The sequence below is a fragment of the Methylobacterium sp. BTF04 genome, assembly GCF_010692745.1.
Classification (GTDB): Bacteria; Pseudomonadota; Alphaproteobacteria; order Rhizobiales; family Beijerinckiaceae; genus Methylobacterium.
In genome coordinates this window covers 50,962-64,505 of sequence record NZ_JAAHTB010000018.1, presented here as the reverse complement: position 1 = coordinate 64,505, position 13,544 = coordinate 50,962, and the positions used below count along the sequence as shown (strand labels likewise).

The 13,544-nt window shown below is 69.7% G+C and carries 14 protein-coding genes and 1 riboswitch; of the genes, 7 read left to right on the top strand and 7 right to left on the bottom strand.

The genetic code is table 11. The features are described 5' to 3' along the window. Window positions 1-8: 8 nt before the first annotated feature. Genes cobW through G3T14_RS12870 form a run of 4 tightly spaced genes read right to left on the bottom strand, consistent with a single transcriptional unit; the run spans window position 9 to window position 2,391 of the window. A complete protein-coding gene (gene cobW / locus G3T14_RS12885) occupies window positions 9-1,043 on the bottom strand; it encodes a cobalamin biosynthesis protein CobW (RefSeq protein ID WP_163642949.1) in 1,035 nt (344 codons plus the stop codon). Continuing rightward, a complete protein-coding gene (locus tag G3T14_RS12880; protein WP_163642948.1) occupies window positions 1,040-1,432 on the bottom strand; it encodes a DUF1636 domain-containing protein in 393 nt (130 codons plus the stop codon). The genes cobW and G3T14_RS12880 overlap by 4 nt, the downstream gene beginning before the upstream one ends. Continuing rightward, on the bottom strand, window positions 1,425-2,186 hold the full coding sequence (locus tag G3T14_RS12875; protein WP_163642947.1) for a CbtA family protein: 762 nt from the start codon (window positions 2,184-2,186) through the stop codon (window positions 1,425-1,427). Before G3T14_RS12875 ends, G3T14_RS12880 begins: the two co-directional genes overlap by 8 nt. 28 nt (window positions 2,187-2,214) lie before the next feature. Further along, on the bottom strand, window positions 2,215-2,391 hold the full coding sequence (locus tag G3T14_RS12870) for a CbtB-domain containing protein (protein ID WP_163642946.1): 177 nt from the start codon (window positions 2,389-2,391) through the stop codon (window positions 2,215-2,217). A 49-nt stretch (window positions 2,392-2,440) separates the two neighbouring features. After that, a riboswitch (cobalamin riboswitch) is annotated at window positions 2,441-2,637 on the bottom strand. Window positions 2,638-2,743: 106 nt separating this feature from the next. Between G3T14_RS12870 and cobU the strand changes: the two genes are divergently transcribed. Genes cobU through G3T14_RS12855 form a run of 3 tightly spaced genes read left to right on the top strand, consistent with a single transcriptional unit; the run spans window position 2,744 to window position 5,362 of the window. After that, a complete protein-coding gene (gene cobU / locus G3T14_RS12865) occupies window positions 2,744-3,271 on the top strand; it encodes a bifunctional adenosylcobinamide kinase/adenosylcobinamide-phosphate guanylyltransferase (RefSeq protein WP_246733313.1) in 528 nt (175 codons plus the stop codon). Further along, window positions 3,268-3,897, top strand: coding sequence for a cob(I)yrinic acid a,c-diamide adenosyltransferase (gene cobO / locus G3T14_RS12860; RefSeq protein WP_163642945.1), 630 nt, complete (start codon window positions 3,268-3,270; stop codon window positions 3,895-3,897). Before cobU ends, cobO begins: the two co-directional genes overlap by 4 nt. A gap of 13 nt (window positions 3,898-3,910) precedes the next feature. Continuing rightward, on the top strand, window positions 3,911-5,362 hold the full coding sequence (locus G3T14_RS12855) for a cobyric acid synthase (protein WP_204262839.1): 1,452 nt from the start codon (window positions 3,911-3,913) through the stop codon (window positions 5,360-5,362). Between the two features lie 3 nt (window positions 5,363-5,365). Here G3T14_RS12855 and G3T14_RS12850 read toward each other — a convergent pair whose 3' ends face one another. Continuing rightward, window positions 5,366-6,445, bottom strand: coding sequence for a DUF3616 domain-containing protein (locus G3T14_RS12850; protein WP_246733312.1), 1,080 nt, complete (start codon window positions 6,443-6,445; stop codon window positions 5,366-5,368). Window positions 6,446-6,479: 34 nt separating this feature from the next. Then, complete coding sequence (cbiB, locus tag G3T14_RS12845; RefSeq protein ID WP_163642944.1) at window positions 6,480-7,481, bottom strand: adenosylcobinamide-phosphate synthase CbiB; 1,002 nt, start codon at window positions 7,479-7,481, stop codon at window positions 6,480-6,482. A 12-nt stretch (window positions 7,482-7,493) separates the two neighbouring features. Here cbiB and cobD point away from each other — a divergent pair, with 12 nt between their 5' ends. Further along, window positions 7,494-8,483 carry a threonine-phosphate decarboxylase CobD gene (gene cobD, locus G3T14_RS12840; RefSeq protein ID WP_246733311.1) on the top strand — a complete coding sequence of 330 codons (990 nt, stop codon included), beginning with the start codon at window positions 7,494-7,496 and terminating at the stop codon, window positions 8,481-8,483. Here cobD and G3T14_RS12835 read toward each other — a convergent pair. Further along, window positions 8,476-9,675: an MFS transporter gene (locus G3T14_RS12835; RefSeq protein ID WP_163642942.1), complete on the bottom strand. Its 1,200-nt coding sequence runs from the start codon at window positions 9,673-9,675 to the stop codon at window positions 8,476-8,478. The genes cobD and G3T14_RS12835 overlap by 8 nt on opposite strands. A 386-nt stretch (window positions 9,676-10,061) precedes the next feature. On the opposite strand from G3T14_RS12835, the gene G3T14_RS12830 reads away from it, so the two are divergent. The 3 genes from G3T14_RS12830 to G3T14_RS12820 all read left to right on the top strand — a co-directional run bounded on the left by G3T14_RS12830 (window position 10,062) and on the right by G3T14_RS12820 (window position 13,446). After that, the gene (locus G3T14_RS12830; protein WP_163642941.1) at window positions 10,062-10,262 is read left to right on the top strand and encodes a hypothetical protein; all 201 of its coding nucleotides are present in this window, start codon (window positions 10,062-10,064) and stop codon (window positions 10,260-10,262) included. A 223-nt stretch (window positions 10,263-10,485) separates the two neighbouring features. Then, window positions 10,486-11,895 (top strand): malonyl-CoA decarboxylase, encoded by a 1,410-nt coding sequence (locus G3T14_RS12825; protein WP_163642940.1) that lies wholly within the window; start codon window positions 10,486-10,488, stop codon window positions 11,893-11,895. A 30-nt stretch (window positions 11,896-11,925) separates the two neighbouring features. Continuing rightward, window positions 11,926-13,446 carry a malonyl-CoA synthase gene (locus G3T14_RS12820; protein ID WP_163642939.1) on the top strand — a complete coding sequence of 507 codons (1,521 nt, stop codon included), beginning with the start codon at window positions 11,926-11,928 and terminating at the stop codon, window positions 13,444-13,446. The last annotated feature ends 98 nt before the right edge of the window (window positions 13,447-13,544 follow it).

Genomic DNA, 13,544 nt, shown 5'->3' with positions numbered 1-13,544 from the left:
GCGGAACGCTACCCAGCCAGGGCGGCGGCCACCGCGCCCTGGTCGAAGCCCTTGAGGCCGATGACCACGAGGCGTCCGTCGCGCGCTTCGGTGCCCTTCCAGGGCCGGTCGTAATGATGCGCGATGCGGGTGCCGACGCCCTGCACCACGAGGCGCATGGGCTTGCCGGTGACTTCGGCGAATCCCTTGATGCGCAGGACGCCCGGGGTCTCGGCGGCCCGCGCCACGCGGATCGCCAGATCTTCGGCGGTGGCGGCGGCGGAGACGGGCAGGGCAACGGAATCGAAGTCGTCGTGATCGTGATCTTCACCCTCGCCGTGATGCGAGGGACGGGCGTCGAGGTCGTCCTCGGCGGCGGCCCCGAGGCCGAGGATCACGCGCGGATCGAGGCGGCCGTGCTCGGATTCCACCATCTTCACGGCGCGCGGCAGATGGGCCTGCACCTCGGCGCGGACCTTGGCGCGGCCGGCGGCGTCGAGGAGGTCGGCCTTGTTCATCACCACCAGATCGGCGCAGAGGAGCTGGTCCTCGAACACCTCTTCCAGCGGATTGTCGTGATCGACGCTGGCGTCGTCGGTGCGCTGGGCGGCGGACGCCGCCGGATCGTCGGCGAAGAAGCCGGCGGCCACCGCCGGTCCGTCGATGACGGCGATGACGCCATCCACCGTCACCCGCGAGCGGATCGCCGGCCACTGGAACGCCTGGACCAAGGGCTTGGGCAGGGCGAGACCGGAGGTCTCGATGAGGATGTGCTCGGGCGGATCGGCCCGGTCGAGCAGCTTGTTCAAGGCCGGCACGAAGTCGTCGGCGACCGTGCAGCAGATGCAGCCATTGGCGAGTTCGACGATGTCCTCGTCCTGGCAGCCTTCGATGCCGCAGGCGGCGAGAAACGAGCCGTCGAAGCCGATATCGCCGAACTCGTTGACGATGATCGCGAGGCGCCGGCCGTTGGCGTTCTCGATGAGGTGACGCACCAGGGTGGTCTTGCCGGCCCCGAGGAAGCCGGTGACGATGGTGCAGGGAATCTTCTCGACGAGGCTCATTCGGCGGCGTCCGGGATCGGGTGCGCCGCGAGCGGCGGGATGCGGGCGACGACGCCCTTGCGGAATTCCTGCGGACGCGCCTTCCACGGCACGATGCCGTCGGGCGTCTGTCCGTAGAGGCCGACGCCCGCCAGGATGGCGCGGGCGGATTCGGCCGGGTCGAGGTCGCCGTAGACGTAGGTCCAGCGCCCTTCCGAGGCCACCGCGACGGTGCAGGGCCGCTTGCACACCGAGAGGCATTCGACGCCCTCGATGCGCAGGTGCGGATGCTCGCTGCCGGTCACCGCCTCCCGCAGGGCGGTGAGCAGCCGGGCCCCGGCGCGGGGCTCGGCCGTGTCGCCTTCGGCGCGGCAGGCGGTGCAGACGTAGAGTGTGACGGGATCAGGCATGCGCCGGTCCCGTCGCCTTGCGCCCCAGCATCGCCCAGGCCCAGCCGTAGCTGAGCCCCAGCACCGTCCAGAACACGAAGGCGATCCCGAGCGAGCGCGCGGCGAATTGGGCCGCGTATCCCGGCGGCAGGGCGGACGCCGAATGGCTCGTCTCCGGCGCGCCGGCGAGATGCGGCGCGACGATGAGCACGAGGCCGCCCGCGATGGCGATCGGCACTCGGCGGATCGCGATGAGGTAGAGCCCCATGGCGGTGGCGGCGGCAGTCATCACCCACCAGAACTGGCGTTCGGCCAGGGGCGCGGCGTCCATCCCGGGCAGTTCCGGCGGCAGGCCGACGGCCGGCGCCAGCGCCACGGCGAGGAAGCCCGCGATAGCGAAGCGCAGACCCGTCTCCGGTGTGGGTTCGCGGCCGCAGGCCAGCAGCACGGCCCCGAGCAGCAGCGCGTAGCCGACGCCGCCGACCAGAGTGGCGAGCGCGGTGAACGCCATGCGCGGCAGGCCCGGGCCGGGCTGCCATTCCGGCGCGGTTTCACCGCCGCTCACGCTCGGATCCTTCTCGCCGTGATCGTGTCCGCTATGGACCTGCACGATGAGGGAGGCGGGCGAGAGAAGCGCGGGAGCGTGGGAAGCCTGCATCTCATAACGCTCGGCCGCGATGATCAGCGGCGAAGTGAGCGAGAGCTGCAGGCCCGTCGCGACCACAGCCGCGAGGAAGCCGGCGACCAGGGCCGCCGACACGAGCCGGATGATCATGGGGGTGTCTGCCTGAGCGCGAATGCGGTCAGTGGCAGGGGAAATTCTGGGTGTGGCGGAAGTCGTGCGCCGCGTTGTGCAGCGCCATCGCCGGGGCGAAGCCGGCCATGAACACGAGACCGAGGCCGAGGAACGCCGCCATGAGCACGGCGCCGAGGCGCTCGTTGGTGCGGGTGCCGGCAAGAACGAGGGTGTTGGTCGACATCGGTTCTATCTCCTGGCCGCCCCGCCGGCGGCCGTGATCGAGCGGGTGGGGTCGAACCCCTTCGGATGGCAGGTCTCCTGGCTCGCGGGTCATCCGGTCCTGCCGCCTTCCCGGATCGCTCCAGTGGCCGATGGCAGGCCCGTCTCCGCTCACAGTTGCGGGGGCAGCCGCGGTTTCGGGGCTCGCACCCCACACCGCATTCCCTTTTCACCCCGTTTCCGGGGCACCGTCCTGTTTTCGGTTCTACGCGTTCGATGAAGCGCTGACAACGCGCCGGTCAGGCGTTTTGCAGGCTTTGACCGCGGAGGCCGATTTCGGGCACAGGGGGGGCATGGTGCATGTCCCTCCCAAGATGACTTTTGCCCGCCTGACCCTGGTGCTGGGCGGTGCGCGCTCGGGGAAAAGCGTCCATGCCGAGGCGCTGATCGAGGCGCATCCGGCGCCGTGGCTCTACCTCGCCACCGCGCAGGCTTACGACGACGAGATGCGTGCGCGCATCGGGCTTCACCGCGAGCGACGCTCGGCCGACTGGATCACCCGCGACGTGCCGATCGACCTGCCCGAGGCGGTGGCGCAGGCGCCCGGGCCGGTGCTGGTCGATTGCCTCACGCTCTGGCTCACCAACATCATCCTGTCGGAGGCCGATGTCGCGGCGGCGATCGCCGCCCTCCTGGCGGCCTGCGCGACGGCACCTGGCCCGGTGGTGCTGGTCGGCAACGAGGTCGGCCTCGGCATCGTGCCCGACAACGCGCTCGCCCGCCGGTTTCGCGACGAAGCCGGGCGTCTGCATCAGCGCCTCGCAGCCCAGGCCGACCACGTCGTGTTCCTGGTGGCGGGTCTGCCGCTGATCGTAAAACCCCAACCCGGAGCCGCCTCATGAGCCAAGCCGACAGCCAAGTCGACAGTGATGCCGAGGCCGACCGCCATCGCGAAAAGATGGGGAAGCGCAAGGCCGTGCAGGATGCCGAGGTTGCCGAGAAGACGATCGAGAAGGGCCTCCTCATCGTCAATACCGGTCCCGGCAAGGGCAAGACCACGGCCGCCCTCGGCCTGATGCTGCGTGCCCTCGGGCATGGCTGGCGGGTGGGCGTGGTGCAGTTCATCAAGGGTGCGTGGGACACGGGCGAGAGGCATGCGCTGAAGGCCTTCGGCACACAGATCGACTGGCATACCCTCGGCGAGGGCTTCACCTGGGAGACCCAGGACAAGGCCCGCGACATCGCCGCCGCCGAACACGCCTGGGCCAAGGCCCTCGAGCTGATGGCCGATCCGACGATCCGCCTCGTGGTGCTGGACGAGCTCAACATCGCGCTCCGCTACGACTATCTCCCCATCGCCGACGTGGTCGCGGCCTTCCGGGCGCGCCGGCCGGATCTCCACGTGATCGTCACCGGCCGCAACGCCAAGCCGGCCTTGATCGAGGCCGCCGACCTCGTCACCGAGATGGCCTCCGTGAAGCACCATTTCGCCGCCGGCGTGAAGGCGCAGGAGGGGATCGAGTTCTGATGGGCCCGCTCCGATGACCCGCGCCTTCATGATCCAGGGCACCGGCTCGGATGTCGGCAAGTCGCTCGTCGTCGCCGGCCTGTGCCGGGCCTTCGCCAAGAGGGGCCTGGTGGTGCGGCCGTTCAAGCCGCAGAACATGTCGAACAACGCCGCCGTCACCGCCGATGGCGGCGAGATCGGGCGGGCCCAGGCGCTGCAGGCGCGGGCGGCCGGGGTGGCGCCCTCGGTCCACATGAACCCGGTGCTACTGAAACCCCAGAGCGAGACCGGCAGCCAGATCGTGGTCCAGGGCCGCATGGTGGGACAGGCCGGCGCGCGGGAGTATCAGGCGTGGAAGCCGCGCCTGCTCGCCTCGGTTCTTGAGAGTTTCTCGCATCTGAAGGGCGAGGCCGACCTCGTCATCGTCGAGGGCGCGGGGTCTGCCTCGGAGGTGAACCTGCGCCGCGGCGACATCGCCAATATGGGGTTTGCCCGCGCTTCGGGCACGCCGGTGATCCTGCTCGGCGACATCGACCGGGGGGGCGTCATCGCCAGCCTCGTCGGCACCAAGGCGGTCATCGATGCCGACGATGCGGCGATGATCCGCGGCTTCCTCGTCAACCGCTTTCGCGGCGACCCCAGCCTGTTCGCAGACGGCATGGACATCGTCGCGCGCGCCACCGGCTGGCCGAGCTTCGGCTTGATCCCGCATTTTCCGCAAGCCGCGCGCCTGCCCGCCGAGGACGTGCTCGGGCTGACCGGATCGCAGGCGCGTTCGGGACGCTGCAAGATCGCCGTGCCGGTGCTGCCGCGCATCGCCAATTTCGACGATCTCGATCCCTTGCGCGCCGAACCCGGCGTGTCGGTGGTTCTGGTGCATCCGGGCGCGCCGATCCCGGCCGAGGCCGACCTCGTGCTGCTGCCGGGCTCGAAGACCACCATCGACGATCTGCTGTTCCTGCAGGCGCAGGGCTGGGACATCGACATCCGGGCCCATGTCCGGCGCGGCGGGCGTGTGCTCGGCCTGTGCGGCGGCTACCAGATGCTGGGGCGGCGCATCGACGATCCGCACGGCATCGAGGGGAGCCCGCGCTCCGTCCCCGGTCTCGGCCTCCTCGATATCGAAACCGTCATGACACCGCTGAAGCGCCTGGCCGCCGTCACCGGCACCAGCCTGCCCGATGACGTGCCGTTCTCCGGCTACGAGATGCATGTGGGCGAGACCACCGGTCCCGATATCGCCCGCCCGCTGATCCGCCTCGCCGATGGGCGCAAGGACGGTGCGATCTCGGCCGATGGTCTGGTCTGCGGCACCTATATCCATGGCTTGTTCGCCGATGATCGCCAGCGCGGAGCCTGGCTCGCGCGCCTCGGAACCACCGCGAGCGGGGCCTCGTACGAGGCGGGCATCGAGACGGTGCTCGACCAGCTTGCCGCGCACATGGAGCGGTACGTGGATTGCGACCGCCTGCTCGCCCTCGGCTGAGGCTTAACGGATCGGCACCGCGTAGGCGCGCGGGCCGCCGTTCTTCAGGCTGTCGAACAGCATCAGCAGGCGGCCCGGCCCGAGCCGGACCATCGCCTCGGCCTTGCCGCCCGCATCCTCGCCTTCGAGCGCCGCGAAGGTTCCCACCGAGGTGAGCTTGCCCGAGGCGATCTCGAAAGCGAACAGGCGGTAGGGCACGGCGAGGCCGTTCTCGGCCGGGCCGGTGAGCACCAGGAGCGTCCCGTCAGGGAGGACCGAGAGGTCGCGGATGCCCGCATCGGCACCGACATCGAGCGGGATCACCCTGGGCGTCTCGGCCAGCGCCGCGGTGCCGGGCGCGAATAGGGCCTCGACCCCGACCGAGACCAGGAACGCCTTGCCGTCGAGGTTGGGCGCGCGCAGGCCGGCGTAGAGCCGCCCGCCCGCCACCGCGAGGCCCTCGACGTTGAGGCCCTTGGTCGAGGTGCCGCCGGCCCGCGCTTCGAGATCCTTGAGGAAGTAGGCGCCCACTGTCTCGGCGTTCTTCAGCGCATCGCCGAGCCGATAGGTCGTCTCCACCGCCTCCGCCCCCGTACCCGCCGCGTTCGGGCGGATTCGGGCGAGGACGAAGGTCGACATCTTGTATTCGCGGCCCCTGCGCGAACACCCGTGCGAGCCGGTGACGTAGAAGTTCGGCGCCGCGTAGGCGACCGCCTCGCCGTCCATTTCGCCGTATTCTCCCTGGCCGAGGGTGCAGCCGCCCGTGGTCGGGGCCGCGCCGAGGGTGGTCCGCGACGGCGCCCGGCCGACGAGGTCGACTTCCGCGCCCGGAATCAGGGTGGTGCCGTCGATGGCGACGAATTGCGCGCCGGTATTCTCGTCGTTGACCACCAGGCACCGCATTGGGCCGGTCTCGTCCGGCCGGCAGGCGATGCCGCTGATATCCTCCGCCCATTTGATCTTGCCCTTGCGGCTGGTCTTGCCGGCAAGGTCGCCCGAGACGGCGTAGGGCGGACCGACGGGCTGCAACGCTTCCGCCATCGCGGCGCCTGGCGGAAGTGCCGATGCGACCAGGAGCGCGATCAGCGAACGGGTGCGAATCATGATGGCTCTCCGGGGCGAAGATCGTTGTTCGAGGTTAGGCGCGTGTAATCTTGAGTAAAGCCAGCATCGCCGCTGCAGCCCCGAACAGGATCACGCAGGCGGTGCGGTAGAGGGCCAGTGCCCGTTCCACATCGTGCGGAGTCGCCTCGGGGCGTCCATCACCCATCCAGGCATCCTCGACCCGCTCCGCACCGTAGATCCGCGGTCCGGCGAGCCGTAATCCGAGCGCGCCGGCCATGGCGGCTTCCGGCCAGCCGGCATTGGGCGAGCGATGCTTGTGCGCATCGCGCCGGACCGCCCGAAACGCTCCGCCCGCCGAGGCGTCTCGATGAAACAGACAGGCCAGCACGATCAATCCGGCGCCGAGCCGGGAGGCCGGCAGGTTGACGAGATCGTCGAGGCGCGCGGAGGCCCAGCCATAGGCCTCGTGGCGCGGGGTGCGGTGCCCGATCATGCTGTCGGCGGTGTTGATCGCCTTGTAGAGCGCGCCTCCCGGCAGGCCGCCGAGGCCGATCCAGACGGCCGGTGCGACGATGCCGTCGGAAAAGTTCTCGGCCAGACTCTCGATCGCCGCCCGGCAGATGCCGGCCTCGTCGAGCGTTTCAGGATTGCGCCCGACGATCATCGAGACGGCGTGGCGCCCGCCCGCAAGTCCGTCGGAGCGCAGGTCCGCGGCCACCCGGGCCACGTGTTGGTGCAGGCTGCGCTGGGCCGGCAGGCTGGCGCAGAGCAGGCCGACGAGGCAGAGCCCGGCCCAGGGGCCGGCGAGGCCCGCGAGCGCGGTCGACCCCAGTGAGACCGCGCCGACCACCGCCAGCAGGACGACGAGGCCGGCCACACCCGCGCGCCTGCGGCGGGCCGGTGTGCCGTGGTTGAGGCGCCGGTCGAGCGCTCCGATCAGGGCGCCGATCCAGGTGACAGGGTGGCCGAGCGCCCTGTAGAGCCGGTCCGGATAGCCGGCCGCCGCCTCGACGGCGAGGGCGAGCAGCAGGACGATGAGCGTGTCGGGCGGATGGGTGAGGGCGGTCCAGGGCATGCGTTTTCGGTGATGGCGCGCGAGCCGATCGCGCATGGGGGCGACCTCGACGCGGCGCGCAGGCTGTTTCCGGCGGCCCCCGAGCCATGGGTCGATCTCTCGACGGGGATCAATCCGGTGCCGTATCCCTGTCCGGCGCTCGACGCCAGCGCGTTCCGGCGCCTGCCCTCCGGTGCCGACCTCGCGGCCCTGACGGCAGTTGCGGCCAGCGCCTATGGCGTGTCCGATCCGCGCTGCATCGCGGCGGCACCCGGCACCCAGATCCTGATCGAGACCCTTCCGCGGCTGCGGGCGCCGGGCCGCGTCGCCGTGCTGGGGCCGACCTATGCCGAGCATGCGGCGGCCTGGACCCGCGGCGGCCACGCGGTCACGGCCGTGACCGATCTCGCCGAGACCGACGGGGCCGACGTCGTCGTCGTGGTCAACCCGAACAATCCGGACGGGCGGATCGTGTCGGTCCCGGTCCTGATCGCACTGGCGGACCGGCTCGGCGCCCGCGCCGGTCTCCTCGTCGTCGACGAGGCATTCGCCGATCTCGAACCCATGGACTGTCTCGGGCCGCACTTGCGGCCGGGCGTCGTCGTACTGCGCTCCTTCGGCAAGACCTATGGTCTCGCCGGCATCCGGCTCGGCTTTGCGGCCACCGACCCGGCTTTGGCAGCGCGGATCGCCGCGGCACTCGGGCCCTGGGCGGTGTCCGGCCCGGCTCTCGCCATCGGCCGGGCCGCGCTCGGCGATGCCGCCTGGAGGATGGATGCGGCGGCGGCGCGGGAAACGGACGCCGCCCGGCTCGACCGGATGATCGTTCGCGCCGGGGGTGAACGCATCGGCGGGACCTGCCTGTTCCGCACCGCGACTTTCCCGGATGCGCCCGGCCTGTACCACCGCCTCGGCGAGGCCGGGATCTACGTGCGGCGTTTTGCCGACGCGCCGACGCGGCTGCGCTTCGGTCTTCCCGCCGACAAGACCGAATGGTGCCGGCTCTCGCGCATCCTCAAATAGCGGATGCGGCCTTCACGTGGCTCCGATCGCGCCACGCCACCAGGAGCCCGGCCCCCGACAGGAGGATTCCGACGGCGCAGACACCGGCCCATCCCGCCATCAGGAAGGCCTGCGAGCCGGCGAATGCCCCGAACGCGCCGAAGACGAACATCACGGTGAACAGCACGGTGTTGATGCGGCCGCGTGCGCCCGGCACTAGGGCATAGGCCCGGGTCTGATTGGCGATGAGCGCGCCGTTGAGCCCGATATCGATCAGCAGCACGCCCAACCCCACGGCGATCAGCGAGACCGAGCCTCCCGCCCACAGCACCACGAAGGAGGCGACCACCAGGACCGCGCCGCCCACCACCACCGGGCGCGCGCCGCGTCGGTCGGTATAGCGCCCCGACAGCGGTGCGATCAGCGCCCCGGCGACCCCGATGACGCCGAACAGGCCGGCACCGGCCGAGGTCAGATCGAAGGGCGGCGCCTCGACGAGCAGGGCCAGCGTCGCCCAGAACGCGTTGAAGCTGGCAAACAGCAGCCCTTGCGTCAGGCTGGCCCGGCGCAGCACCGGCTGGGTCCGCACCATGTGGAGGATCGATATCATCAGCGCGCGGTAGCGCAGCGGTTTCGTCTGAGGCGTGTTCGGGAGGGTCGCGGCGGCGACCCCCGCGATGGCGACGGCCACGCCGGCGGCGGCGAAGAACACCGCCCGCCAGCCGAAATGCGCTCCGACGAATCCGCTCACCGTACGGGCGAGCAGGATGCCGGTGAACAAGCCGGTCATCACCTGGCCGACCATGCGCCCGCGCGTGGCATCGGGCGCCAGTTCGGCCGCGAACGGCACGGCCTGCTGGGCCGCCGAGGCGAGGAAGCCGATGAGTAGGCTGGCGGCACTCAGCATCGCGAGGTTGGGGCTGAGGGCGGCGGCGAGCAGCGCGACGCTGAGACCGAGCAACTGGGCGACGATCAGGCTGCGTCGGGGCAGAGCGTCGCCGATCGGTACGAGGCCGAGGATGCCGAGCCCGTAGCCGATCAGCGAGGCCGTCGGCACCAGTACAGCGGCGCGCGCGCCGAACTCGCCCACCAGCAGTCCCAGGAGCGGCTGGTTGTAGTAGATGTTGGCCACCGCCCCGCCCGCGATCAGGGTGAGGCCGAGGCGTGCCTTAGTGGTGAAACCGTGGGTCGCTGCCGTGTCTTGCGCTGTCATGCGCAGGACACGCGGGCATCGGCCGACGGCGTGGGCTGGCGGCGGGGCATGGATGTCATCCGGTGTGCTTCTCGCGAGCTCGGCACTCGAAACCTGGGGCGCAATCGACCTCCGCCTAAGCAGATGCGCGCGCATCGGCAACCCGAGTCACCGGCGTCCGGCGCCGGTGACGCAGGGGTGGTTCCGGTCGGATGCGAGGCTCCCCATATACGAAGTGTTGTCCAGAACGTGCACGAATCCCGGTTGTGCCTTGGCCAAATACGAGCGCGTTTTCCCAAGCCCTTGGAGAACGGCGAGTCTTACGGTCTGATCACCGGGCGGAACCGGTCGATTCGCGCGATCCGCCTCGTGGACATCGTACGTTCTCGTCGATCACGGAGTTTGGAATGCTGAATTATCGTGTCAATTTCGCCAAGCAGATCCTCGGTGTGCCTTTCACCGTGGGCTCGGTGGAGATCGTCCGTGCCCGCGATCCGCTGCGCGCCCTGAGGGCTGCCGAGCTTCGGTTCGCGCGCCAGCACGGGGTCGAGGATTGGCGCGAACGTGCCGACCGCGCCGACATCGCGTCCGCCGGCGGTCAGGGCTGAGTGCAGAACTTCGCACCGGTTTCGATGATGATCGGCGGGATGGTGCGTTAGTCGGCTAAACCCCGCGCATACATCGATTTCCCGGTATTTTCCGGACGGCGCTCCCAGCCAAGTCTCTGGCCCTTCGCCATGAGCCGGCATAGACTATCGGGATTGCCGGTAGTTCTTTGTGCGGGACCGGCACCGCCCGCCATGGGCGGCAGCCAAGGGTCAGCGACGTTACATGGCGGCGATCTCTTTTTTCGGCGATCTGCTCCAAACCATCAGCGACCGCGGTCGCGACCTCATCGGCATCGGGCGCGGTGATCTGGCCGCCAAGGCCAACGCCCCCGAACTGCTCAAACTCTGCGAAGACCTGATTTCCAGGCGCGGCGAGGCGTCCGGCGTCGCGCTCGCTCGACTGATCCTCGACCGTTACGCGAGCCTCGGCAGGGCCGAGCGCTCGGCCTTCCTGGGAATGGTCTCCACCGAGTTCGCGGCGGATCATACCGCGGTCGACGAAGCCATCGCCGCCTACCGGGCCGACCCCACCCGCGCGGCGCTGAGCGTGCTGCACGATGCCGCCGAGCCGCGCAGCCAGGAATTGATCCGCCGGCTCAACCTCGCGCGCGACGGCACCCTCGCCCTGGTGCGGATGCGCGAAGACCTGTTCGGCCTACGCCGATCTTTGCGCGGCGCGGAGGGAGTGGACCCCGATCTCGTCGACGCGGCCGATAGCCTCGACAGCGATTTCGAGCACCTGTTCGCATCGTGGTTCAATCGCGGCTTCCTGGTCCTTCGACACATCGACTGGACCACCCCGGCGCATATCCTGGAAAAGATCATCCGCTACGAGGCCGTCCACGAGATCGCCGGCTGGGACGATCTGCGCCGACGCATCGAGCCGCCGGACCGGCGCTGCTTCGCCTTCTTCCACCCGGCTCTCCTCGATGAGCCGCTGATCTTCGTCGAAGTGGCGCTCACCGCCGCCATCGCTCCGGCCATCGCGCCGATCCTGGCGCATGAGCGCGATCTGCTGCCGGCGCGGGCGGCCACCACCGCCATCTTCTACTCGATCTCGAACTGTCAGAAGGGTCTGGCCGGCGTCACCTTCGGCAACTTCCTGATCAAGCAGGTGGTGGAGGATCTGGCCCGTGAGATCCCGTCGCTCAAGACCTTCGTCACTCTCTCGCCGGTGCCCGGCTTCTCGGCCTGGCTCGACCGCGAGCGCCGCGCCGACGCTCCCCAGGGCCTGACCCGCGAAGACGTGGAAGCCCTCCGCCTCATCGACGAGGCGGATTGGCAGGCCGACAAGGTGAAGTCCGAGGCGGTACGCAAGGTGATGATTCCCGCCGCCGCCGCCTATTTCCTGCGGGCCAAGAACGAGCGCGGCAAACCGCTCGATCCGGTCGCCCGCTTTCATCTCGGCAACGGCGCCCGTCTCGAGCGTTTGAACTTCCTCGGCGACGTGTCGGCCAAGGGCCTCGCCCAGTCGCGCGGCTTGATGGTCAACTACCTCTACGACCTCTCGGCCATCGAGAAGAACCACGAGACCTATGCCAACCTCGGCACCGTCGCCGCCTCGAGCACGGTGACCCGCGAATTACGGGCGAACCTGCCGCCGGTGCGGGCGGTGGCGCTGGCCGAGGCTTGAATTCTCGACGGAAAGCTGTTCGACGCGTCCATGCCCAATCATCTGTTCGATCTCGTCCGCGCCCATCTGCCTGTCGACCCAAGCGCGAAAACCTTCATCGAGACCGGTGACGGCATCCACCTGAGCTACGCCGATCTGCTGGCGCGTTCGGGGGCCTATGCGACGGCGCTGGTGGTGCTCGGCGTGAAACCCGGCGACCGCGTCGCGGTCCAGGCCGAGAAGAGCCCGGATTTCATCTTCCTTTATCTCGGCGCCGTGCGGGCCGGGGCGGTGTTCCTGCCGCTCAACACTGCCTACACCGCCACCGAGATCGACTACTTCCTGTCGGATGCCGATCCGGTTCTGTTCGTCTGCGATCCGGCCAAGGCCGAGGCTCTGGCGGCCGTCGCGCGCAAGGCCGGCGTCGCCGAAATCCGCACCCTCGGCGCCGACGGGCGCGGCAGCATCGCCGAGGCTGCCGATGCGGCTCAGACCGATTTTTCGGACGTGACGCGCGGCCCCGACGATCTGGCCGCCATCCTCTACACCTCCGGCACCACCGGGCGCTCGAAAGGCGCCATGCTCAGCCACGACAACCTCGCCTCGAACGCGCTGACGCTCAAGGAGTCCTGGCGCTTCACGGCCGACGACGTGCTGATCCACGCCCTGCCGGTGTTCCACACCCACGGCCTGTTCGTGGCGACCAACGTCGTGCTGGCCACCGGCGGCACCCTGCTGTTCCTTGCCAAGTTCGACCCCGGTCGGGCGCTCGCCCTGATGGCACGCGCCACCGCCATGATGGGCGTACCGACCTTCTACACCCGCCTGCTGAAGGAGCCCGGCCTGACCCGGGAGGCCACCGCCGCGATCCGGCTGTTCGTCTCCGGCTCGGCGCCGCTGCTTGCCGAGACCCATCGCGACTGGCAGGCCCGCACCGGCCACGCCATCCTCGAGCGCTACGGCATGACCGAGACCAACATGAACACCTCGAACCCCTATGCGGGCGCGCGGGTGGCCGGCACCGTCGGTCCGGCCCTTCCCGGCGTCGCAGTGCGGGTGGTCGATCCCGAGACCGGTCGGGTCTTGGCCGCGGACGCCGTCGGCATGATCGAGGTCAAGGGCCCCAACGTGTTCAAGGGCTATTGGCGCATGCCGGAGAAGACGGCCGCCGAGTTCAAGGCGGACGGGTTCTTCATCACCGGCGATCTCGGCAAGATCGATCCGCAGGGCTACGTCCACATCGTCGGGCGCGGCAAGGATCTCATCATCACCGGCGGCTACAACGTCTACCCGAAGGAAATCGAGAACGAGATCGACGCGCTGCCGGGGGTCGTGGAATCAGCTGTGATCGGTCTGGCCCATGCCGATTTCGGCGAGGGCGTCACCGCCGTCGTTGTGGCGCGCCCGGACGTGGCGCCCGAGGCCGAGATGCTCCGCGCGCTCGAAGCGCGGCTTGCGCGCTACAAGTGCCCCAAGCGCGTGCTGTTCGTCGATGAATTGCCGCGCAACGCCATGGGTAAGGTTCAGAAGAACGTCCTGCGCGACACCTATGCGAGGCTCTACGGCGGCTGAGTCCGCGGCGGATCGGCTCGCCGTCGCGACCGGCGGAACGCCTTGCGCCCATTGGCGTTCCTCTCGCATATGCCCAAGCTTGGCGTTGCCTTACGCTC